Origin of the sequence: uncultured Aureimonas sp. (assembly GCF_913775355.1) — a bacterium.
Taxonomy (GTDB): domain Bacteria; phylum Pseudomonadota; class Alphaproteobacteria; order Rhizobiales; family Rhizobiaceae; genus Aureimonas.
On record NZ_CAJYIU010000325.1, the window covers coordinates 19,167 to 41,390 of the forward strand.

The window sequence follows — 22,224 nt, forward strand, 5'->3', positions numbered from 1 at the left end:
CGTGCGCTCGGCGCATTCCCTGCCGATCGGCTCCCGCCGGGCGCTGCCCGGCGGACATCCAGAAGGGGAACGAATGACCGATTCGGCGAAACTGACCTTGGGCCCGAAGGAAACCGAGCTTAAGCTGCGCCACGGGACGATCGGTCCCGATGTTGTCGACATCGCGGCGCTTTACAAGGACACCGGGCTCTTCACATACGATCCCGGCTTCACCTCCACCGCCTCCTGCGAATCGAAGATCACCTTCATCGACGGCGACGAAGGCGTGCTGCTCCACCGGGGCTATCCGATCGACCAGCTGGCCGAGCGCGGCAACTTCCTCGAGACCTGCTACCTCCTGCTCTACGGTGAACTGCCGACCGCAGCGGAGATGAGCGACTTCACGTACCGCGTGACGCGCCACACGATGGTGCATGAGCAGATGTCGCGCTTCTACACCGGCTTCCGCCGAGATGCGCATCCGATGGCCGTCATGGTCGGTTCGGTCGGCGCGCTGTCGGCGTTTTACCACGACTCGACCGACATCGCGGACCCGCACCAGAGGATGGTCGCCTCGATCCGAATGATCGCAAAGACGCCGACGCTGGCCGCCATGGCCTACAAGTATCACATCGGCCAGCCGTTCGTTTATCCGCGCAACGACCTGTCCTACGCCGAAAACTTCCTCCACATGTGCTTCGCGGTCCCCTGCGAGCCCTATCAGATCAACCCGGTGCTCGCGCGCGCCATGGACCGCATCTTCACGCTCCATGCCGACCACGAGCAGAACGCCTCGACCTCGACCGTGCGTCTCGCCGGTTCGTCGGGCGCCAATCCCTTCGCCTGCATCGCGGCCGGCATCGCCTGCCTCTGGGGACCGGCCCATGGCGGCGCCAACGAGGCGGCGCTCAATATGCTGGCTGAGATCGGCTCCAAGGACCGCATCCCAGAGTTCATCGCGCGCGCTAAGGACAAGAACGATCCGTTCCGCCTCATGGGCTTCGGTCACCGGGTCTACAAGAACTACGATCCGCGCGCGAAGATCATGCAGCAGACCTGCCACGAGGTGCTGACGGAACTCGGCATCAAGGACGATCCGCTGCTCGAGGTCGCAATGGAGCTGGAGCAGATCGCCCTGCACGATCCGTACTTCATCGAGAAGAAGCTCTATCCCAACGTCGACTTCTACTCCGGCATTACGCTGAAGGCGCTGGGGTTCCCGACCGAGATGTTCACCGTGCTCTTCGCGGTGGCACGCACCGTCGGCTGGATCGCGCAGTGGAAGGAGATGATCGAGGATCCGCACCAGCGGATCGGCCGTCCCCGCCAGCTCTACACGGGCGCCGCGCAGCGCGACTACACACCGGTGGACGCTCGCGGCTGAGCGGCTCCTCGACGCAGACGATCAGACGGGCGCTTCGGCGCCCGTCTTCTTTTGGGCGACGAGATCGAGAATGATCCGGGCGGCCGCCGCCCCCGGCGGCTCCGGCACGGTCATGGCCGAGCGGATGGCCTCGAAGCCGGCCATCTGCGCCGCGCGCTCTGGCGTCGGCGTCATCAGCCGCTCCAGACGACGCGCGAGGTGTTCGGGCTGGATGGTTTCGTGGAAGTGCTCGGGTACCAGGGGATGCCCGGCCACGAAATTCGGCAGCGCGGCGGTCCACCCGGTCATCAGATGGCGCAGACGGTAGGACACGGGGTCGAGGCGATAGGCGAGGACCATCGGCACGGCGGCCAGCGAGAGTTCCAGCGCGACAGTTCCCGAGGCGGCCAGCGCCGCATCGGCGTTGGCGAAGGCTCTCCACTTGGCGTCTTCCCCCTCGACAACGTCAGGGCGAACCGACCACGTCTGCAGTTTCTCCTCGATCTGCGGCCGGACGCGGGGGACCGCCGGCAGCACGCCCCGCAGGCCCGGCAGGCGCCGGGAGAGATCGGCGAAGGTGCGCCCGAAGTCGTCCATCAGCCGCGCGATCTCGCCGCGGCGCGACCCCGGCAGGATCAGAAGCGTCGGCGACGCGGAGGGCTTGCGCAATCCATTCGCCCGGTCCCGTTCGAGGATCTCGGCGATGTGGGCATCGGCCATGATCGGATGGCCGATGTAGGAGGCTGGTGGTCCGCCATGCCGTTGCAGCGCTTCGGGCTCGAAGGGAAAAAGGCACAGGGTTCGGTCGACAGCCTTCGACAGCTTCAACGCCCGCTCCGGGCGATAGGCCCAGATGGCGGGCGGAACGACGTTGACGAACAGGGTGCCCGGCAGCGACGTGCGGAGCTTTGCCGCTACGCGGTTGGTGAACGTGAAGCTATCGATCGTGACGATGACGTCCGGGCGCTCAGTGCGCAGGAAGGCGATGGTCTGGTTGAGGCGCCCGAGGAGCTTCGGCAGACGGGCGAGAATCGCCCCGACCCCGATGATCGAGAGCTCTTCGATATCGAACAGGGACGACAGCCCTTCCGCGCGCATCGCCGGTCCGCCGAGCCCCACCGCGACGACCTCGTCCGGCACCTCTCGCTTCAGATGGCGCAGGAGATCGGCGCCGATCCGGTCCGCCGATTCCTCTCCTAGAACGAAGGCTACCTTCATCACGGCCGGATCTCCGCGGTCCCCGAGAGACCTGTGACGAACAGGCCCTTCACATCGGCCGCCTCGACGACGCGTCCAGCCTCCAGGATCAGAGACCGGCCCGCCGTCAGACCGATGCCGCGCAGGCCGGCGGCAGCCGCTTGGCCGATCGTTTCCGTTCCGATGCTGGGAAGATCGAAACGCTCGTCCTGCTGCGGCTTGAAGGCCTTGAAGAGAACGCATGGCTCGCCGCGCCCGATGCGGCCGCGCGCCTTCAGATCGCCGACGCGCTCCAGCATGGCCTGCGTGCCCTCGATCCCCTCGACGGCGATGATCCGGTCCCGCGACGCGACCACGGCCTGACCGATATCGAGCCGCCCGATCTCCGTGGCCGCAGCTTCTGCGCGGCTGAGGGCGAGCCTTTCGGCCTCCCCCGGCGCCTGCCGCGTCAGCGTCCCCTCCGGGGTCAGGACGTCGTGCAGAATCGAGTGCACCGATACGACCTCGATCCCACGCCGCTCGAATAGGCCCGCGACCGCGCGCAGCAGGCTGTCGTCGCCTCCCCGCACCATGCGCAGAAGCTCGGGCATCAGCATGAGGGTCCGAACGCTCGGGATCATCGAGCGATAGTCCGGTCGCACGGATATCGTGCCGCAGAATACGACGCGCCTGACCGAGTGCTTCGCAAGTGTCGCGAAGACATCGCCGGTCTTCGACCAGGGCAACCGGACCACGGGATAGCCCGGCCACTCCTGCCGCAGGCCATCGGCGATGGCGATGATGACGGGCGAAAGACCCGCTTCGCGTGCCGCCTCGACCACCAGCCGAGGCAGGACGCCGCCGGCTGCGATGATCCCGATCGGCGATCCCGCGGTCGCTGTATTCAATTCGGTCGGACGCTGCGAGGAAAGCAGATCGCCCGGTCGCCGCCGGCCCGGATGAAGCCGAGAAGATCCTGCACCAGCGGATCGTTCGGATACTCGGTCTCCACCTCGTCGAGGTTCTCGCGGAACGTCAGATCGTCGGAGAACAGCATCCGGTACGCTTTCCGCACGTTGCGGATGGCGTCTCGGTTGAAACCGGCGCGCTTCATGCCGATGACGTTGAGACCGCTAAGATAGGCGCGATTGCCGAGGACCATCCCGAACGGGATGACGTCGCCCTCGACGGCAGCGAGGCCGCCGACATAGGCGTGGTGCCCGATGCGGGTGAACTGGTGGATGCCCGAGCCGCCCGCGATCGTCGCGAAGTCGCCGACGACGCAATGACCTGCCAGCATGACGTTGTTGATCAGCGTCACGTTGTTGCCGATCACGCAGTCATGCGCGACGTGAGCGCCCGTGAAGAAGGCGCAGTTGTCGCCGACGCGTGTCTCGGACAGACCCTGGACCGTGCCTGGGTTCATCGTCACATGCTCGCGGATCAGGCAGTTCTTGCCGATCACGAGACGCGTATCCTCGCCCATGTACTTGAGGTGTTGCGGCTCGTTCCCGATCGAGGCGAAGGGGTGGATGCGCGCGCCCTCCCCGATCGCCGTGTTGCCGGCGAGGACCACGTGCGACTTCAACCGCGCGCCAGCCCCGAGGACCACATTCGGACCGATCGTGCAGAACGGACCGATCTCGCAGCCCTCGCCAATCTGCGCTCCGTCCTCGACCATCGAGGACGGATGGATGGAGTAAGGGCCGCTCACTTCGCCTCGCCGGGAACCAGCATCGCGCTGATCGTGGCTTCCGCCACCTTCGAGCCGTTGACGATACCGGCGCAGTCGAATTTCCAGATGTTGCCGCGCTTCTTCGTCTGGGTGACGTGATATTCGAGGAGGTCACCGGGAACCACGGGCTTGCGGAACTTCGCGCCGTCGATCGTCATGAAATAGACGATCGAATTCGCGTCGCCGCCGGTGGCCTTCTGGCAGATGGCACCGGCCGTCTGCGCCATGCCCTCGATGATCAGAACGCCTGGCATCACCGGGTAGTCCGGGAAATGACCCTGGAAATGCGGCTCGTTCGCCGTCACGTTCTTCAGCCCGCGCGCGCTGCGGTCCGCATCAATGTCGACGATCCGGTCGACCAGCAGGAACGGATAGCGATGCGGAAGAAGCTTCAGGATGCCAAGGATATCGAGGCTTTCAAGCGTCGTCGTTTCCGTCATCTCCACCCGCCGTCTTCTGCTTTTCCTTCGACGACCCACGCACTGACGCCATGTGCCGCAACCAATCCTTGACCGGACGAGCCGGCACCCCACCCCAGCGCGCGCCGGCCGGAACATCCCCCGCCACGACACTGACCGCTGCGATCTGCGCCCCATCGCCGACCGTCACGTGGCCGTTGAAACCTGTCTGACCGCCGATCGATACCCCGTTGCCGATGGTAACGCTGCCGGCGATGCCCACCTGGCCGACGATCACGCAGTGCCGACCGATCACCACGTTGTGGGCGACCTGCACGAGATTGTCGATCTTCGTTCCCTCGCCTACAACCGTATCACGAACCGCGCCGCGGTCGATCGTCGTGTTCGCGCCGACCTCGACGTGATCCTGCAGGATGACACGCCCGATCTGGACCTGCTTGAGGAGCCCATCCGGCCCCGGAACGTAGCCGAACCCGTCCTGACCGACGCGCACGCCCGGATGAAGGATGACGTGGTTTCCGATCAGTGCATGCTGGATGCTGACCTGCGGGCCGATGCTGCAGTTCCGCCCGATCTGGCACCCGGCCGCGATCGTCGCACCGCTCGCGATCACCGTGCCGGCGCCGACCGCTACATCCGGTCCGATCACCGCGAAGGGCTCGACCGTGACACCGGCCTCCAGCCGAGCGGAGGGATGGACATTCGCCTGATCGGACACGCCACCGGCCGGGAAACTGCTGCCCGGTGCCAGGGCGTCGGGATAGAGCGCCCGGCCCGCGAGCGCGAACGCAACCGCCGGACGCTTCGCAAGAATGGCAACGACGCCGTCCGGCACCAAGGCCGCGAAACGCGGTGCGGTAATGACCACGCCGGCGCGCGTTTCCTTCAGCGCCGCCTCGTATCGCAGCGTATCGAAGAAGCTGACGTCGTCAGGCCCCGCATGATCCAGCGACGCGATACCGCGAACGGTTCGATCGGTGAACCGGTCGTCGACCGAGCCGCCACAGACAGAGGAAAGCTCGGCAAGGGTCATGCCCCTGCCGAGCTGAAAGAACGAAGTGGCCATCCGAGCCTTGTCTCTCGCCGCTCAGAAGCGCGACGAGAAGCCGAACGAAAACTCCTGGGTCCGGTCGTAGTCTTCCTTCGCCAGCGGAACGGCGTAGTTGACGCGCAGCGGACCGAAGGGCGAGGCCCAGATCAGGCCGACACCGGCCGAGGCGCGCAGGGCGAATTCGTCACCCTGGATGCCGAGCTGGCTGCCGACGTTGTCCACGCCCCAGAGCGAACCAGCGTCGGCGAAGGCCGCGCCGCGGAAACCGAAATCACGCGAGACCAGCGGGAGCGGGAAGGTCGCTTCGGCCGAGGCGTTCACGTAGTTCGTGCCGCCGATCGCGACGCCGTTCTGACGTGGGCCGAGACCCTGGTACTTGAAGCCGCGGACGATGTCCTGGCCCTTGAAGAAGTTGTCGAACACGCGCAGGTCGTCGCCCAGCGCCGAGACGTTGCCGCCGCCGCCGCTCAGCTGACCGACGACATCGTACTCTTCCGACAGGAGGCTGAACCAGGACGCGCGACCCGTGGTGCGGATGAACTGCGCGTCGCCGCCGAGACCCGCGACTTCCTGGCCGACCTGGGCGAAGATACCGTCGCGCGGGTCCTGCTGGTTATCGAGCGTGTTGTAGGTCAGGGCGTAGGAGATCGACGACGTGGTGTAGGGGCTGTCGCAGATAGCCTGATTGATGATCGGCGACAGCGTGTAGAGCGGTGCCGTCACTGAGTTGGCGCAGGTCGCGTACTGGAAGGCGCCGTTGGCGACCACCGGGTTGCCGAAGGCGTCGCGCAGCAGGATGCCCTGCTTGTCGCCGAACGTCTCTTCCTTGTAGTTGTAGGCGATCTGGGCCGTCAGATCCTCGGTGATCGGCGCCGCCAGACGCAGGGCACCGCCCGTGCGCGTGATGTCGTAGGCCGTCGAGGACGAGTTCTCGGTGCGGTAGATGTCGAAGCCGGCCGCGAGGCGGCGACCAAGGAAGTAAGGCTCGGTGAACGACAGGTTGTAGCTGCGGGTGCTCTCGCCGAAGCCCGCCGACACCTTCACGAACTGGCCGCGGCCTAGGAAGTTGCGCTCGGTGATGCTGACCTCGGCCACCGGACCGGCGTTCTCGCCGCCCGTGGTGTAGCCGCCGCCGACCGAGAACTCGCCGGTCGACTGCTCGTCGACCTGCACGATCACGACCACGCGGTCGGGCTGGCTGCCCGGCGCGGTGGAGACGTTCACGGTCTTGAAGAAGCGCAGGCCTTCGAGGCGCTTCTTGGCGCGCTGCACGAGAACCTGATTGAACGCGTCGCCTTCCGACACGTCGAACTCGCGGCGGATGACGTAGTCGCGGGTCTTCGTGTTGCCGCGGACCTCGATGCGCTCGACGTAGGCGCGCGGACCCTGGTCGATGACGTAGTCGATCGAGATCGTGTTGTTGGCGAAGTCGCGGTCGCCGCGCGGGGTGACCTGCGCGAAGGCGTAGCCACGGTTGGCGACGGCGTTGGTCAGCGAGACGAGCGACTCTTCGATCTGCTCGGCGCTGTAGACGTCGCCGGTCTTGGTCTTCAGCTCGCCGCGCAGCGTCTCGCCGTCGATACCCGGAACGGTCGAATCGATGTTGATGTTGCCGTAGGCGTAGCGCTCGCCTTCGTCGACCGTGATGGTGATGAAGTACTGGTTCTTCGCGGCGTCGAGCTCGGCCACCGACGAGACGATGCGGAAGTCCGCGTAGCCGCGGTTGAAGTAGAAGCGGCGCAGCGCCTCCTCGTCGGCGCGCAGGCGGTCCTCGTCGTAGATGTCGTTGCGCTGCAGGAAGCTGAAGATGCCCGACTCGCGCAGCGAGATCACTTCCTTCAGGCGACCGTCGCCGAAGGCGTTGTTGCCGACGAAGTTGATGCTCTCGACGCGGGTGCGATCGCCTTCCTGAATGTCGAAGACGACGTTGACGCGGTTGCCGTCGGCAGGAACCGTGCGCACCGAAACCACCGCGTCGGAGCGGCCGATGCGGGTGTAGGCGGCGCGGATTGCGTCGACGTCGGCCTGCGCGGTCGAGGCGTTGTACGGCTCGCGCGTCGCGGTCTGGACGGTCGCAGCGAGCTGCTCGTTCTTGATCTTGTTGTTGCCCTGGAAGATCACCTCGCCGACGATCTGATTCTCGTCGACCTCGATGATCAGGGAGCCGCTGGACTGGCGGGCGCGCACGTCGGAGAAGAGACCGGTGCCGAAGAGGCGGGTTACCGCGGCGTCCACATCGGCGTCGGAGACGTTCTGGCCGGCCTTGATCTGCGCCACGTTGCGGACGGTCTCGGCGTCGACGCGCTGGTTTCCGCGCACCTCGATCCGGTTGACCACGGCGGCGAAAGCTTGGGGCATGGTCCCAAGCTCAAGGGTGATGACCGAAGCTGCCAGAACCGTGGACGAAAGAGCCGCCGCCGACAGGGCGTTCAAAAGCTTCGATCCAGCCTGCATAGGGCTACTACCTTTTCTCATTCCGCCGATGGCACGAGTGCGAGACTCGGCATGCCCGTGCGTTTCTATCGGCTTTACGGAGCCGTTCAACCAAACTGGACGGATTCCGTTTAGGAATCACAAAACCGTTGCACGGTCGCCACGCCGGCCACCGTTATGGTTAACGAACCGCAAACCCCCTCGAATGTCCCCAAATCGACCTCAGCCGAGGCTGGATAGGTCGTTCCAGAATGCGAATACCATAAGCATCAGCACCAGCGCGAGGCCTATCCTGAAGCCGAACTCCTGAACGCGCTCGCTGAGCGGGCGCCCCCGCACCGCTTCGGCCGCGTAGAACATGAGATGGCCGCCATCGAGCATCGGGATCGGCAGGAGGTTGAGAAGACCGATCGATACCGAGAGGAGCGCTGCGAGATTGAGGAGCGGTGCGATACCGAGCGTCGCCACCTGGCTCGAGACCTGTGCGATGCGGATCGGCCCGCCGATCTGGTCGCTCGACTGCGATCCCTTGAAGATGCCGCCGATGAACGAGACGGTCTGTTCCGTCACGAACCAGGTTTGCGACACGCCGTAGCGCAGCGCCTCGACAGGCCCGAGTTCGCGGGTGCGGAACCCGCTCTGCTCGGCATTAGCGACGACACCGATGACGGCCGTCTTGAACTCGTTGCCGAAGCCGTCCGTCTGTGCCTGCTCCTGCGGGGTCACGGTGAGCGTGACCGCCTGCCCGCCGCGGTCGATCCCCAGCTGGACCGGCACACCGGCGCGCGTCGAGACGTAGCGCTGGAGATCACCGAAATACTCGATCGCCTCCCCGTCCGCGCGCACGATCCGGTCGCCCGGCTGCAGGCCGGCCGCCTGCGCCGGGGAGCCCGGACGCACCTCGGACACGACGGGATCACCGACGACGATGCCTGTGGAAAACGCCGTTAGGGCGAAGATCGCGACCGCCAGGATGAAGTTCGCGACAGGGCCCGCGGCGACGGTCGCGGCCCGGCGGCCGACGCTCGCCGTATGAAACGCGCCGCCCCGCTCCTCGACGCTCATGCGGCCCAGCGCTGCATGGTCGGGCACGCTCGCCGCGTTCTCGTCGCCGAAGAACTTGACGTATCCCCCGAGCGGAATCGCACAGAGCTTCCAGCGCGTGCCGTGCCGGTCGTTGAATCCGATCAGCTCAGGGCCGAACCCGACGGAGAAGGCGAGGATGCGAATGCCGGACCAGCGGCCGACGAGATAGTGACCGAGTTCATGAAAGAAGACGATCACGGTCAGGACGAACAGGAACGGTACGACGCGGATCAGCGCGGTATCCCAGATCGTCGACCACCAGCCTTCGAGGCCCATTCCACTCACCTACGTCGTTCCGGGGCGCGTTCGCGCACCTCGCCGGGAAATGCGCATCCTGTACGAGCGGAATTGACGCCGGCTCACCGGAATGGACGCAACTGTCCGTATCACTGGACTCGGCGGCGATGTCACGCCGTCGAAGAGCCGTGACCGGGTCTAGAGACGGAATATGGCTCTTGCGGGATGTTCTGCGCCTGCGACCAACATGCCGAAGACCCACGCGGCACCCGCCGCGAAGATCAGGGCGTCGATGCGGTCCATCAACCCGCCATGGCCGGGAATGAGGCGCCCGGAGTCCTTCACGCCAAAGCGCCGCTTGACCCAGGACTCATACAGATCGCCCGCCTGCCCGACGATCGACAGGATGATGCTGAGGACGACGACCAGCGCTCCGACCGAACCGACCAGCCAATAAGCGTAGAGGGCGCCAAACCCGACGCCGGCCACCAGCCCGCCAAGGGCGCCGGAGATGGTCTTCTTCGGCGAGACCATGGGCAGGAGTTTCGGCCCGCCGATCATGCGACCGGTGAAATAGGCGAGCACGTCGGTCGCCCAGACGACGCAGATGATGAGGCCGAGGACCGCCAAGCCTTCGGCGCCGTCGTCACGCAGGAGCCCGGGCGCCAGCCCGGCAAGCGCCGAATAGCCGAGGCCGGTCATCACCCAATCGGCCTTGCGCTCTCCGCGGTCGACAAGCGCGATGAAGCCGATCGACAGGAGAATGATCGCCACCGCGACCGCATGGAAGCCGAGGAAGAAGGCCATAAGGCTGACGAACAGCGCGCGGCGTGCGAAGAGGTAGATGTCGCCGGCGCGCTTGCCGCGCGTCATCCGCATCCATTCGTCGAAGACGATGATGCAGGTGGCGACGCACAAGATTCGGAAGGCCGCGCCACCTGCGAAGGTCAGGAGGAGGATCGCGGTACCGAGGATCAGCGCGGAGATCAGCCGAGATTTGAGGTCGGTCCAGGTCGCGTTGGCGACGAGTCGTCCGAGGCCCAATCCCATCGCGTCAGGACGCGATCTCTTGCGAGAGTCCGCCGAAGCGGCGATCCCTCAAGGAATACTCGCGCACGGTCTCCGAGAAGATCGCCTCATCGAAATCGGGCCAGTAGCAGGGCAGGAACGCGAACTCGGAATAGGCCGCCTGCCACAGCAGGAAGTTCGAAAGCCGCAGCTCGCCGCTGGTGCGGATGATGAGATCGGGGTCCGGGATGCCGGCCGTGTCGAGATGCGCGTCGAGAAACTCGGGCGTCACCGCTTCGACCGTCGTTTCCCCGGCGACGAGCTTCTCGGCGATGCGGCGCATGGCGCGGGCGATCTCGTCCCGCGCGCCGTAATTGAACGCGACGAGCAGGGTGTTGCGGTCGTTGCCGACCGTCAGTTCCTCGGCCTCCTCAAGCAAGCCCCGCACGTCCGGCGGCAGGTTGTCCCGCTCGCCGATGACGCGCACACGCACGCCCTCGCGGTGAAGCTCGGCAAGGTCGCGGCGAATGAAGAACTTGAGGAGGCGCAGGATTTCACCCACCTCCTCCTGCGGTCGCTTCCAGTTCTCCGAGGAGAAGGCAAAGAGGGTCAGGTACTCGATGCCGAGTTCGCGGGCCGTGCGGACGGCTTGGCGGACGGCTTCCACGCCGCGCCGGTGTCCCATGGTTCGCGGCAGGCCGCGAGCCTTCGCCCAGCGACCGTTACCGTCCATGATGATGGCGACATGCCTGGGATGCCGCACCTGATCAGCCATCGTCTCCGCCCGTCCTGAATCCGCCGCCGCCGACTCCGGACAGCCTATACCTGCATGATTTCCGCTTCCTTCACCGAAAGCGCCTTGTCGATTTCGGTGATGGTCTCGTCCGTCATCTTCTGGATCTTTTCCGCGATGACGCGGCTGTCGTCCTGGCTGGTGTCGCCGTCCTTCTCGGACTTCTTCAGCGTGTCCATGCCATCGCGGCGCACGTGACGGGCGGCGACGCGAGCGTTCTCGCCATAGGTATGCGCGACCTTGACCAGCTCCTTGCGGCGCTGCTCATTCAGTTCGGGCAGCGGAATGCGCAGCGTGGTGCCGTCGGTGATGGGGTTGAGGCCGAGGCTCGATTCGCGGATCGCGCGCTCGACGGCGCCGACCATCGACTTGTCCCAGACGGACACGGAGACCATGCGCGGCTCCGGCACCGACACGTTGGCGACCTGCGTCAGCGGCATGGACGAGCCGTAGGCCTGCACGACGATCGGATCCAGAAGGTTCGCCGACGCGCGGCCGGTGCGAAGGCCCGCGAGATCGCCCTTGAACGAGGTGATCGCGCCATCCATGCGACGCTTCAGTTCGTTGAGGTCGGGAGCGGCCATTGCGGTTCCTTTCTGATGGTCTTCGTCTTGTCTGGGCGGATTAGTCGGTGACGATGGTCGAGCGCCCGCCACCGGTGAGGATGCGCGCGAACTCGCCCTTTTCGTGAAGCGAGAAGACGACGATCGGAATATGGTTCTCGCGCGCCAATGCGACAGCCGTCACGTCCATGACGGCAAGGCCCTTCGACAGGACCTCGTCGTGGGTCAGCTGCTCGAAGCGGGTGGCGTCGGGCACGAGCTTCGGGTCGGCGCTGTAGATCCCGTCGACCTGCGTGCCCTTGAAGAGGGCGGTCGCGCCCATCTCGGCAGCACGCAGGGCTGCGGCGGAATCGGTGGTGAAGAAAGGGTTGCCGGTGCCGCCCGCGAAGATCACGACCCGGCCGGCGCTGGCATGCGCCAGAGCCGCGCGCTGCGAGAAGCTCTCGCACAGTTCCGGCATCGCGATCGCCGACAGCACGATCGCGTCGACGCCGAGCTTCATCAGCGAGGTGCGCAGGGCCATCGCGTTGATGACGGTCGCCAGCATGCCCATGTGGTCGCCGGTCACCCGGTCGCCGCCCTTCGACGCGACGGCGACGCCGCGGAAGATGTTGCCGCCGCCGATGACGACCGAAATCTCGACGCCGAGGTCGCGGGCTTCCTTGATGTCGGCGGCGATGCGATCGGCCACCGCGACATCGATGCCGAACCCCTGCCCGCCCATCAGCGCTTCGCCGGAAACCTTCAGAAGAACGCGCGTGAAACGGATCGCCATGGAATGTCCTTCGGATGATGCCGGCTTGCGATACAGGAAGGGCGCCCGCTTCTCAAGCGGACGCCCTTTCCCAGTTCCATGAAGGAAGAAAGCTTAGGAAACGCTTACTTCTTGCCGGCAGCCGCCGCGACTTCCGCCGCGAAGTCGCTCTGATCGCGCTCGATGCCTTCGCCGAGGGCGAAGCGCACGAAGCCGACGATCTTCGCCGGAGCGCCGAAGTCCTTGGCGCCGGCCTCGAGGGCCTTCTCGACCGTGAAGTCGGGGTTGATGACGAAGTTCTGCTTCAGGAGGACGACCTCCTCGTAGAACTTGCGCATGCGGCCCTCGACCATCTTCTCGATGATCGCTTCCGGCTTGCCGGACTCGCGCGCCTGCTCCGAGAAGATCGCCTTCTCGCGCTCGGCGGTGGCCGGGTCGACTTCGCCGTCCGTCAGCGCCAGCGGGTTGGTCGCGGCGACGTGCATGGCGACCTGACGGCCGAAGGCAGTCAGGGCGGCCTTGTCGCCGGTCGACTCGATAGCGACCAGCACGCCCAGCTTGCCGAGGCCGTCGGCGATCTGGTTGTGGATGTAGGTCGCGACCACGCCGTTGGAGACCGTGAGCTTGGCCGAGCGGCGCAGGGTCATGTTCTCGCCGATCGTGGCGACCGCGTCCTTGATCGTGTCGACGACGCTCTTGCCGGTATCGGAAAGGGTCGAGGCGCCGGTCGCATCGACCGAACCGTCGGTGCCGAGAGCAGCCTGCGCGACGTTGCGCACGAGCGCCTGGAATGCGTCGTTGCGGGCGACGAAGTCGGTCTCGGAGTTCACCTCGACCACGACGGCGCTGTTGTCGCCGCTGGCGACACCCACGAGGCCCTCGGCCGCCGTGCGGCTCGACTTCTTGTCGGCCTTGGCGATACCCTTGGCACGCAGCCAGTCGATCGCGGCTTCCATGTCTCCGTTGGTCTCGGCCAGTGCGGCCTTGCAGTCCATCATGCCTGCGCCGGTCTTCTCGCGCAGTTCCTTCACCATCGAAGCGGAGATCGTCATGAATTGGCCTCTATCAGAAAAAGAAACGGCGCACGGCTTCTGCGGGAAGGAGTGCGCCAGTCCTGTGACGGCGCGGTGACGCCGTCACAACGATGGTGGGTCGGATCAGGCGGCCGAAGCAGCCTGCTCCTCGGAAGCCGTCTCGGGCTCGTCGAGCGTCTCTTCCATCGGCGCCTCTTCCATGGCGCCGAGATCGACGCCCATGGAGCCCTGCTGACGGGCGATGCCGTCGACCGCCGAACGGGCGATCAGGTCGCAGTAGAGCGAGATGGCGCGGGCCGCGTCGTCGTTGCCGGGGATCGGGTAGTCGATGCGGGAAGGATCGCAGTTCGAATCGACGATGGCGACGACCGGGATGCCGAGACGCTTGGCCTCGTCGATCGCGATCGCTTCCTTGTTGGTGTCGATGATGAAGATCATATCCGGCACGCCGCCCATGTCCTTGATGCCGCCGAGCGCGCGGTCGAGCTTGTCGCGCTCGCGCTGCAGGGTGAGGCGCTCCTTCTTGGTGAAGCCGTGGGCTTCGCCGGCCAGGAGCTCGTCCAGCTTGCGCAGGCGCTGGATCGAGTTGGAGATGGTCTTCCAGTTCGTCAGCATGCCGCCGAGCCAGCGGGCGTTGACGTAGTACTGGGCCGAGCGGTTGGCGGCGTCGGCGATGATTTCCGAAGCCTGGCGCTTGGTGCCGACGAAGAGCACGCGGCCGCCCTTGGCGACGGTGTCCGACACCGCCTGCAGGGCGCGGTGCAGCATCGGCACCGTCTGCGCGAGGTCGATGATGTGGATATTGTTGCGCGCGCCGAAGATGAACGGCGCCATCTTCGGGTTCCAGCGGTGGGTCTGGTGACCGAAGTGAACGCCCGCCTCGAGCAGCTGACGCATGGAGTAGTCTGGCAGAGCCATGATCGTTTTCCTTGACCGGTTTATGCCTCCACGGAAAGAAGCGGCCGACGGCCGCCACCGGAGGGAAGAAAGAACTCACGCTCTTCCGATGCCCAACTTCCGTGTGTGGAATGTCGGCGCGCATACACCATATGCGCCGCCCCGGCAAGTCGAACCCTCGCGCGGCCTCAGTTCGCCGGGCACCCCGTCGGGCGGTCGTAGTAGGTCAGCCGCGCCAGTCCGCCTTCCAGCGTGTAGTCGCCGAAGTCGAGCTTCAGCCGGTCGGTGACGCCGTTCTCGTAGAGGCGATAGCTCGTCTCGAAGATCGGCATGCCGTCCCCGTCGCTGTCGCTGTTATAATAGGATTCCGTGACGTTCCAGGATCGCAGGCCGTCGAGCGTCCTGGCGACCTCGGGCTTCGCCGGCGTCTCGTCCTTCTTTGCAGGAAGGATCAGCGACGTGGTCGTCAGATGCTTGTCGGCGTCGTCGTCCCCGTCGAAGAGATTGGCCTCGACCAGCCGCTCGCCGGCCAGCGCGCGATCGATGAGTTTGGCGGTATGGCCGAGGGGGAAGACCGACAGGGGCAGCTCGGTCTCGCGCTTGACCGGCGAGGTATAGGAGACCGCCGTCGCATCGGCCGCGTTGGTCGCCACACCCTCGACGAGGCCCTGCTCCGCACCGTCCACGACCGTACGGGTGCGGAACTCGTAGCGCTTGCCGTCGCGCGTTTCTTTCGCCAGCGTCTGCTGGTCCGTCACCGTCAGTTCGTCATCCTCGTGGAACCGGGCGACGAACCGGTAATCGAGCGAAAGCGCATTACAGGCATCCGGCTTCAGCTGCAGCGCGATCCGCCCGTCGACGCTGTTGAAGTTCGAGGTCTGGGACGCCAGCGTCAGGTCGTAGACGGCCTCGTGCGGCTGCAGGTCCGCCGCCCGTGAGGCGCAGGGCGAAGCGACTGCCAAGACGATCGCCGAAAGGGCCATGCCATATTGCATCAAAGCGCGTGCGTCCCATCATGAAGGCTTCTGGGTTCGACGATCGAACCGGCCGATAAAACCTGATAGCCGTGTGCGGCGCAAATTCCCATCCGGAGTGGACCATGACCGAATCGATCGCAGACCGCCTTGCCGCCGCCGGCGTGACCGTGCCGGACGCCGCGGCGCCGGCTGCCAACTACGTCTCGTTCGTGCGCTTTGGCTCGATCCTTCAGACGTCGGGCCAGCTCCCCATGGACGGCGGCAAGGTCGCGGTGACGGGCAAGCTCGGCGGGGGCGTGTCGCTCGAGGACGGCCAGCGCGCCGCGCGGCTTTGCGCGATCAACATTCTCGCGCAGGCGAAGGCCGCGCTCGGCGACCTGGAGACGATCGGGCGCCTCCTCAAGCTGACGGTCTTCGTGGCGAGCGCGCCGGAGTTCACCGAGCAGCACAAGGTGGCCAACGGCGCCTCCGACTTCCTGGCCGAGATCCTCGGAGAGCGCGGTCGCCATGCCCGCTCGGCGGTCGGCGTGCCGGCGCTGCCGATGGATGCGGCGGTGGAAATCGAGGCGATGTTCGAGATCGCGTGATCCCATGAGCGTCGCGGCATCCGACCTCGGCTGGCTGACGGCCCGCCCGATCGCCCATCGCGGCCTGCATGCCCGGCCGCGCGGCGTCCCGGAGAACTCGATGGCGGCGTTCCGCGCCGCCGTCGAGGGCGGGTATGCGATCGAGTGCGACATTCACCGCACCCGCGACGGCGTCCCCGTCGTCTTCCATGACCACGATCTCGAACGGCTGACCGGCCGGACGGGCACCATCGACTCGCTGTCGGCTGCGGAGGTCGCCGACTTTCGCCTCTTCGACACCGCGGAAGCCCCCCCGACACTCGCCGCGCTTCTCAAATTCGTAGACGGCCGCGTCCCGCTCGTCGTCGAGGCCAAGGGGATCGACGCCGCGACCGACGCCGGGTTCATGGCGGACGTCGCGCCCGTCATCGAAGGCTACCGCGGGCCGTTGGCGCTGATGTCCTTCGACGAATGGTTGCTCGACCAGACCGATGGGATCGGCGTGCCGGTCGGCCTCACGGCGGAAGGGACCCGCCCCGGCGATCTGGAGCGACATCGTGTCGTCTTCGAGAGACGCTGCGCCTTTGTGTCCTATAACGTCCACCATCTTCCCAACGCATTCGTGACGTGGGTTCGGGAGGAGCGTGGCGCCCCGGTCATCACCTGGACCGTCCGCACCCCGGCCGAGATCGCGCAGACCGAGGCCCATGCCGACCAGATGACGTTCGAGGGCTTCACGCCCTAGGGCGCGACGCCACAGAGCAGGACACACCCGCATGATCGATGAACCATCCGGCGACGACGGGGCGGACTTCATCGTGCGGGTGGCCGAGGGCCTGAAGGACATCGAGCCCGCCGTCTGGGACGCGCTCGCCGATCCCGGCGGCACGAACGACGCCTTGCCGCACCCTTTCACGCGGCACGCGTTCCTGTCGTCGCTCGAGGATTCCGGCAGCGTCGGCGGGCGCACGGGGTGGCTGCCGCAGCATCTCCTGTTGGAAGACGCCGATGGCCAGCTCCTCGCCGCCGTGCCTGCCTATCTGAAAGGGCACAGCCAGGGCGAATACGTCTTCGATCACGGCTGGGCCGATGCGTTCGAGCGCGCGGGCGGGCGCTACTATCCGAAGCTGCAGGTGAGCGTCCCCTTCACCCCGGCGACCGGGCCGCGCCTTCTCGTCGGCCGGGGCGCCGACGCGACCGTTCTGCGCGGCGCTATGGTCTCGGCGCTGTCCGGCTATGTCCGGCAGACGGGGGTGTCGTCGGCCCACGCGACCTTCCTTCAGGAGGCGGACCTCGAACCTATGCTGGAGGCCGGCTTCCTGCACCGCACGGACCAGCAGTTCCACTTCGTCAATCGCGGTTACGCCACCTACGACGACTTCCTCAACACGCTCGCCTCGCGGAAGCGCAAGGGCCTGCGCAAGGAGCGTCGTGAAGCGCTGGCCTCCGGCATCACGATCCAGCGCCTGTCGGGCTCGAACATCAGCGAGGAGGCACTTGATGCCTTCTTCGCCTTCTACATGGACACGGGAAACCGCAAGTGGGGCCGGCCGTATCTGAACCGGGCCTTCTTCCGGCTTGTCACAGAGCGCATGGCCGAGGCGATCGTCCTCGTCATGGCACGGCGCGAAGGGCGCTATATCGCCGGAGCGCTCAACTTCGTCGGCGGCGACCGGATCTTCGGGCGCTACTGGGGCTGCACGGAGGACCATCCGTTCCTCCACTTCGAGGTCTGCTACCACCAGGCCATCGACTACGCGATCGAGCACAAGCTCTCCATCGTCGAAGCGGGTGCGCAGGGAGAGCACAAGCTCGCGCGCGGCTATGAGCCGGTGATCACTCATTCGGCGCATGACATCGCGCATCCCGGCCTTCGCTCGGCGATCGAGGAATACCTCGAGCGCGAGCGTCGCCACGTTCTCCTCGCGCAGCCGGAACTCGCGGCCGCCACCCCCTTCCGTCGCGGCGAGGTCGAGTAGACGCGTCGGGACGTTCGACGCTAGATCGGGTCCGTCAGATTCGGCATTAATTTGGGACGGGCAGCATGAGCGGCTACGACGACGGCAACATCTTCGCGAAGATCCTGCGCGGCGAAATCCCGGCCGCGAAAATCTTCGAGACTGACGACTTTCTGGCGATCATGGACGTGATGCCGCAGTCGAAGGGCCATTGCCTGCTGCTGCCGAAGACGCCGTCACGCAACCTTCTCGACGCCGACGATGCGACGCTCGCCAGGGCGCTGCCCGAACTCGCGCGGCTGGCGCGCGCGGCCAAGGCCGCCTTCGACGCCGATGGCGTTGTGATCAACCAGTTCAACGAGGAAGCCGGCGGCCAGACGGTGTTCCACCTGCATTTCCACGTCGTGCCGCACTACGAGGGCATCGCTCTCAAGCGTCACGCCGGCGGCATGGCGGACCCTGCCGAACTGCGAGAGCATGCCGAGGCGATCCGAGCCGCACTCGCCTGAGCGCTAGAGGATGCCGAGCACCCACGGCACGCCGAGGAGCACGACCTCGGCGAACAGGATGGCGACAAGTGTCTGTCGCCCTAGCCAGAAATAGGCGGCGAACCCGGTCGCGAGCGCTGCGATCCGGATCGTCAGGGGGATCGCCTCCAGCGAGCCGCCGGGCACGAGAACCAGACGTCCGATCACGGCGGCGACCAGCGAGGTCGCGATCGTCCTAGCCAGCGCGACGGCCGGCGAGCGCTCATCGAGCCGGCCGGCCGACAGGACGCCCAACCAGCGCCAGACATCGGTCGGAAGCCATCCCGCCAGCAGGATGAAGACATAGGGCCACCACCAGGCGGCCATCGCGTCGTAGGTCCAGCCGTTCACCCGACATCTCCCGCCGCCGCGCGCCAGCGCCCGATCGCAAAGGCGATCACCCCGCCGACGACGCCCGCTACGAGAATGTCGAAACCGGGCGTCAGCCAGTGCGCGACGGGGATTGCGAGAAGCCCCGTCAAGAGCGCCAGACGCCCGGACAACTCGCGCGCCGACCCGTAGAGCGAGGTCAGGAAGTAGACCGGCGTGAAGAAGGCGAGTGCGCCGGTCGCCAGCGCCGGCAGCTGCCCCATCATGTTGAAGGCGAAGGCGACCGCCGTCGTGTTGACCACCGTGAGCGTGATCGCGAAACCGGCAAAGAAATGGGTGCGATGGGCGCGCGGCACGGTCGGCAGCTTGTCCAGCGCCACCACCCAGGCTGTCACCGCGACGAAGTGCGACAGGAACAGGAGCGTCGAGCGCCGCGTACCCGGCCCGCGGAGGTCGGGCAGAAGCGCGATGACCATCGGCATCATGCGCAGCGAGGAAAGCCCCACCGCAAGCGCGGTGGCCGCAAGCGACAGTCCGGCCGTGACCGCCCCGAGAAGGATGAGGTTGGCCGGCAGGGCCCAGATCGTCGCGACCATGAAGGTCGCTTCCGTCCAGGTCACGCCAGCCTCGCGGGCCAGTCCCGCAAAGCCGAGGTGCGCGACGACGAGAATCAGCGCCGGGGCGCTGACGACCTGTCGGATCCCGAGCAGGATCCACTTGGAGGCCGGATCGGGCGCGACCTCGGATGGTTCGTTCATGAGCCTGCGTGCCCGCCTGTGCATCGTCATCAAGAAAAAGGGCCGCTCCAAAGAGCGGCCCCTTCTAGATCATTCGGCGGGCTTTCTGGGAACCTTCGGCACGGCCCCTGCCCGCTTTTCCGCCTTCTCGCGGGCGGCGGCCGGCTCCTTGACCGGTTGAGCCTCGGGAGCGTCGTCCTCCGGCTCGTCGTCGTCATACGACGTCGGCTCGTCCTCGATCTCCTCGCCGTCCGGCCCGACACGAACCTTCCCGCGCGCCTCGTCGGCCTTGCGCGGCTTGGCGTATGTTTCCTCGGGGATCGATTCGAGGTGCAGCTTGCGGCCGTCCTCGCCGTCGACCACCGTCACCTTGACCGTGCCGCCGCGCTTCAGCTTGCCGAACAGAACCTCGTCGGCCAGCGGCTTCTTGACGTATTCCTGAATCACACGGCCGAGCGGACGTGCGCCCATGTGCTCGTCGTAGCCCTTGTCCGCGAGCCAGGCGATCGCCTCCTGATCGAGATCGAAGGTCACGCCGCGCTCGGAAAGCTGGGCCTCGAGCTGCATGACGAACTTCTGCACCACCTCGTGGATCACCGGCGTCGGCAGTGCGCCGAACGGGATGATCGCGTCGAGACGGTTGCGGAACTCCGGCGTGAACAGGCGGTTGATCGCCTCCACGTCGTCGCCCGTCCGCTTGCTCGAGCCGAAGCCGATCGCGGCCCGCTGCGACTCCGACGCGCCAGCGTTCGTCGTCATGATCAGGATCACGTTGCGGAAGTCGATCCGCTTGCCGTTGTGATCGGTCAGCTTCCCGTGGTCCATCACCTGCAGGAGGATGTTGAACAGGTCGGGATGCGCCTTCTCGATCTCGTCGAGCAGCAGCACGCAGTGCGGATGCTGGTCGACGCCATCGGTCAGGAGACCGCCCTGGTCGAAACCGACATAGCCCGGAGGCGCGCCGATCAGCCGCGAGACGGTGTGCCGCTCCATGTACTCCGACATGTCGAAGCGCAGAAGTTCGATGCCGAGGGCGGAGGCGAGCTGCTTAGCGACCTCGGTCTTGCCGACGCCGGTCGGACCCGAGAACAGGTAAGAGCCGATCGGCTTCTCCGGCTCGCGAAGGCCTGCGCGCGCCAGCTTGATCGCGGTCGTCAGGTTCTCGATCGCGGCGTCCTGGCCGTAGACCACGCGCTTCAGCTGCTCGGAGAGGTTCGACAGAACCTCCTCGTCGTCCTTCGACACGGACTTCGGCGGGATGCGGGCCATCGTGGCGACGGTCGCCTCGATCTCCTTGACGCCGATGCTCTTCTTCCGCTTCGCCTCCGGCAATAGCATCTGCGACGCACCCGTCTCGTCGATCACGTCGATCGCCTTGTCCGGGAGCTTGCGGTCATTGATGTAGCGCGCCGACAGCTCGACCGCCGACTTGATCGCGTCGTTCGAGAACTTCACGTGGTGGAAGTCCTCGAAATAGGGCTTGAGGCCCTTCAGGATCGCGATCGCGTCCTCGATCGTCGGCTCGGCGACGTCGATCTTCTGGAAGCGGCGGACCAGCGCCCGGTCCTTCTCGAAGAACTGGCGATACTCCTTGTAGGTTGTCGACCCGATGCAGCGTATCGCCCCGGACGACAGAGCCGGCTTCAGAAGGTTGGAGGCGTCCATCGCCCCACCCGACGTCGCGCCGGCGCCGATCACGGTATGGATCTCGTCGATGAACAGGACCGCGCCCGGATACTCCTCGAGCTCCTTGACGACCTGCTTCAGACGCTCCTCGAAATCGCCGCGATAACGGGTGCCAGCGAGCAGCGTGCCCATGTCGAGCGAGAAGATCGTGGCGTCCGCCAGCACCTCCGGCACGTCGCCCTCGACGATGCGCTTGGCCAGACCCTCGGCGATCGCCGTCTTGCCGACGCCGGGATCGCCGACGTAGAGCGGGTTGTTCTTCGAGCGCCGGCAAAGGACCTGGATTGTCCGGTTGATCTCGCTCGCGCGGCCGATCAGCGGGTCGATCCGGCCGGTCTTGGCCTTCTCGTTGAGATTGACGCAGTACGCGGTCAGCGCGTCCTGGGTCGTCTTGCGGCGTCCTTCCTCCTCATTACCCATGACAGACTGCTCGTCCTCCGCTCCGCGCACGGTGCGGCTTTCCGAGCCGCCCGGACGCTTCGAGATCCCATGGGAAAGGAAGTTCACGGCGTCGTAGCGGGTCATCTCCTGCTCCTGCAGGAAGAACGCCGCGTGGCTCTCGCGCTCGGCGAAGATGGCGACGAGCACGTTGGCGCCCGTCACTTCCTCGCGGCCCGACGACTGGACATGGATCACCGCGCGCTGGATCACCCGATGGAACCCGGCGGTCGGCTTGGAGTCCTCGTCGTGACCCGTCACGAGGTTGGCGAGTTCGGTGTCGATATACTCCGTCAGCGACGAACGCAGGACGTCGATGTCGACGCTGCACCCCCGCATGACCGCGGAGGCATCCTTGTCTTCAAGCAGCGCGAGGAGCAGGTGCTCCAGCGTCGCGAATTCCTGATGCCGTTCGTTGGCGAAGGTGAGCGCCTGATGGAGGGACTTCTCCAGGCTTTGCGAAAATGTCGGCAAGCT

General features: G+C 66.1%; 22 protein-coding genes. 5 read left to right on the forward strand and 17 right to left on the reverse strand.

Annotation, left to right across the window (positions count from 1 at the left end):
- The first annotated feature begins 73 nt into the window (after positions 1 to 73).
- Positions 74 to 1,363, forward strand: coding sequence for a citrate synthase (gltA, locus tag QZ753_RS20095; protein ID WP_294646337.1), 1,290 nt, complete (start codon positions 74 to 76; stop codon positions 1,361 to 1,363).
- Between the two features lie 21 nt (positions 1,364 to 1,384).
- On the opposite strand, the gene lpxB is transcribed toward gltA, so the two are convergent.
- From lpxB to QZ753_RS20165, 14 genes are all read right to left on the reverse strand, one after another.
- Positions 1,385 to 2,560 (reverse strand): lipid-A-disaccharide synthase, encoded by a 1,176-nt coding sequence (gene lpxB, locus QZ753_RS20100; RefSeq protein WP_294646339.1) that lies wholly within the window; start codon positions 2,558 to 2,560, stop codon positions 1,385 to 1,387.
- Positions 2,560 to 3,426: an LpxI family protein gene (locus QZ753_RS20105; RefSeq protein WP_294646340.1), complete on the reverse strand. Its 867-nt coding sequence runs from the start codon at positions 3,424 to 3,426 to the stop codon at positions 2,560 to 2,562. Before QZ753_RS20105 ends, lpxB begins: the two co-directional genes overlap by 1 nt.
- Positions 3,423 to 4,232, reverse strand: a complete 810-nt coding sequence (gene lpxA / locus QZ753_RS20110) for an acyl-ACP--UDP-N-acetylglucosamine O-acyltransferase (protein WP_294646342.1) — start codon at positions 4,230 to 4,232, stop codon at positions 3,423 to 3,425. Before lpxA ends, QZ753_RS20105 begins: the two co-directional genes overlap by 4 nt.
- The gene (gene fabZ, locus QZ753_RS20115; protein WP_294646344.1) at positions 4,229 to 4,693 is read right to left on the reverse strand and encodes a 3-hydroxyacyl-ACP dehydratase FabZ; all 465 of its coding nucleotides are present in this window, start codon (positions 4,691 to 4,693) and stop codon (positions 4,229 to 4,231) included. The genes lpxA and fabZ overlap by 4 nt, the downstream gene beginning before the upstream one ends.
- Positions 4,671 to 5,738: a UDP-3-O-(3-hydroxymyristoyl)glucosamine N-acyltransferase gene (gene lpxD / locus QZ753_RS20120; RefSeq protein WP_294646345.1), complete on the reverse strand. Its 1,068-nt coding sequence runs from the start codon at positions 5,736 to 5,738 to the stop codon at positions 4,671 to 4,673. The genes fabZ and lpxD overlap by 23 nt, the downstream gene beginning before the upstream one ends.
- 21 nt (positions 5,739 to 5,759) lie before the next feature.
- Positions 5,760 to 8,177 (reverse strand): outer membrane protein assembly factor BamA, encoded by a 2,418-nt coding sequence (gene bamA / locus QZ753_RS20125; protein WP_294646347.1) that lies wholly within the window; start codon positions 8,175 to 8,177, stop codon positions 5,760 to 5,762.
- Between the two features lie 201 nt (positions 8,178 to 8,378).
- A complete protein-coding gene (gene rseP, locus QZ753_RS20130) occupies positions 8,379 to 9,518 on the reverse strand; it encodes an RIP metalloprotease RseP (RefSeq protein WP_294646348.1) in 1,140 nt (379 codons plus the stop codon).
- 159 nt (positions 9,519 to 9,677) lie between these two features.
- Complete coding sequence (locus QZ753_RS20135) at positions 9,678 to 10,529, reverse strand: phosphatidate cytidylyltransferase (protein ID WP_294646350.1); 852 nt, start codon at positions 10,527 to 10,529, stop codon at positions 9,678 to 9,680.
- Between the two features lie 4 nt (positions 10,530 to 10,533).
- Positions 10,534 to 11,262: an isoprenyl transferase gene (locus tag QZ753_RS20140; RefSeq protein ID WP_294646351.1), complete on the reverse strand. Its 729-nt coding sequence runs from the start codon at positions 11,260 to 11,262 to the stop codon at positions 10,534 to 10,536.
- Positions 11,263 to 11,306: 44 nt separating this feature from the next.
- The gene (frr, locus tag QZ753_RS20145; protein ID WP_294646353.1) at positions 11,307 to 11,864 is read right to left on the reverse strand and encodes a ribosome recycling factor; all 558 of its coding nucleotides are present in this window, start codon (positions 11,862 to 11,864) and stop codon (positions 11,307 to 11,309) included.
- Positions 11,865 to 11,904: 40 nt separating this feature from the next.
- Positions 11,905 to 12,618, reverse strand: a complete 714-nt coding sequence (pyrH, locus tag QZ753_RS20150) for a UMP kinase (RefSeq protein WP_294646355.1) — start codon at positions 12,616 to 12,618, stop codon at positions 11,905 to 11,907.
- A 104-nt stretch (positions 12,619 to 12,722) separates the two neighbouring features.
- The gene (gene tsf / locus QZ753_RS20155; protein WP_294646357.1) at positions 12,723 to 13,649 is read right to left on the reverse strand and encodes a translation elongation factor Ts; all 927 of its coding nucleotides are present in this window, start codon (positions 13,647 to 13,649) and stop codon (positions 12,723 to 12,725) included.
- Positions 13,650 to 13,754: 105 nt separating this feature from the next.
- Positions 13,755 to 14,549: a 30S ribosomal protein S2 gene (rpsB, locus tag QZ753_RS20160; RefSeq protein WP_294646358.1), complete on the reverse strand. Its 795-nt coding sequence runs from the start codon at positions 14,547 to 14,549 to the stop codon at positions 13,755 to 13,757.
- Between the two features lie 167 nt (positions 14,550 to 14,716).
- Positions 14,717 to 15,511: a DUF1849 family protein gene (locus QZ753_RS20165; protein ID WP_294646359.1), complete on the reverse strand. Its 795-nt coding sequence runs from the start codon at positions 15,509 to 15,511 to the stop codon at positions 14,717 to 14,719.
- Between the two features lie 116 nt (positions 15,512 to 15,627).
- Here QZ753_RS20165 and QZ753_RS20170 point away from each other — a divergent pair, with 116 nt between their 5' ends.
- The 4 genes from QZ753_RS20170 to QZ753_RS20185 all read left to right on the forward strand — a co-directional run bounded on the left by QZ753_RS20170 (position 15,628) and on the right by QZ753_RS20185 (position 18,538).
- Complete coding sequence (locus QZ753_RS20170) at positions 15,628 to 16,092, forward strand: RidA family protein (RefSeq protein ID WP_294646361.1); 465 nt, start codon at positions 15,628 to 15,630, stop codon at positions 16,090 to 16,092.
- Positions 16,093 to 16,096: 4 nt separating this feature from the next.
- Positions 16,097 to 16,816 (forward strand): glycerophosphodiester phosphodiesterase family protein, encoded by a 720-nt coding sequence (locus tag QZ753_RS20175; RefSeq protein WP_294646363.1) that lies wholly within the window; start codon positions 16,097 to 16,099, stop codon positions 16,814 to 16,816.
- 31 nt (positions 16,817 to 16,847) lie between these two features.
- Positions 16,848 to 18,050, forward strand: a complete 1,203-nt coding sequence (locus QZ753_RS20180) for a GNAT family N-acetyltransferase (protein ID WP_294646365.1) — start codon at positions 16,848 to 16,850, stop codon at positions 18,048 to 18,050.
- Positions 18,051 to 18,115: 65 nt separating this feature from the next.
- A complete protein-coding gene (locus QZ753_RS20185; protein ID WP_294646367.1) occupies positions 18,116 to 18,538 on the forward strand; it encodes an HIT family protein in 423 nt (140 codons plus the stop codon).
- Positions 18,539 to 18,541: 3 nt separating this feature from the next.
- Here the strand turns inward: QZ753_RS20185 and QZ753_RS20190 are convergent, their stop codons facing one another.
- The 3 genes from QZ753_RS20190 to clpA form a co-directional block, all read right to left on the reverse strand.
- Positions 18,542 to 18,907 carry an AzlD domain-containing protein gene (locus QZ753_RS20190; protein WP_294646368.1) on the reverse strand — a complete coding sequence of 122 codons (366 nt, stop codon included), beginning with the start codon at positions 18,905 to 18,907 and terminating at the stop codon, positions 18,542 to 18,544.
- Positions 18,904 to 19,644, reverse strand: a complete 741-nt coding sequence (locus QZ753_RS20195; RefSeq protein WP_294646371.1) for an AzlC family ABC transporter permease — start codon at positions 19,642 to 19,644, stop codon at positions 18,904 to 18,906. Before QZ753_RS20195 ends, QZ753_RS20190 begins: the two co-directional genes overlap by 4 nt.
- A gap of 69 nt (positions 19,645 to 19,713) precedes the next feature.
- Positions 19,714 to 22,221, reverse strand: coding sequence for an ATP-dependent Clp protease ATP-binding subunit ClpA (gene clpA / locus QZ753_RS20200; RefSeq protein WP_294646372.1), 2,508 nt, complete (start codon positions 22,219 to 22,221; stop codon positions 19,714 to 19,716).
- Between the last annotated feature and the right edge of the window lie 3 nt (positions 22,222 to 22,224).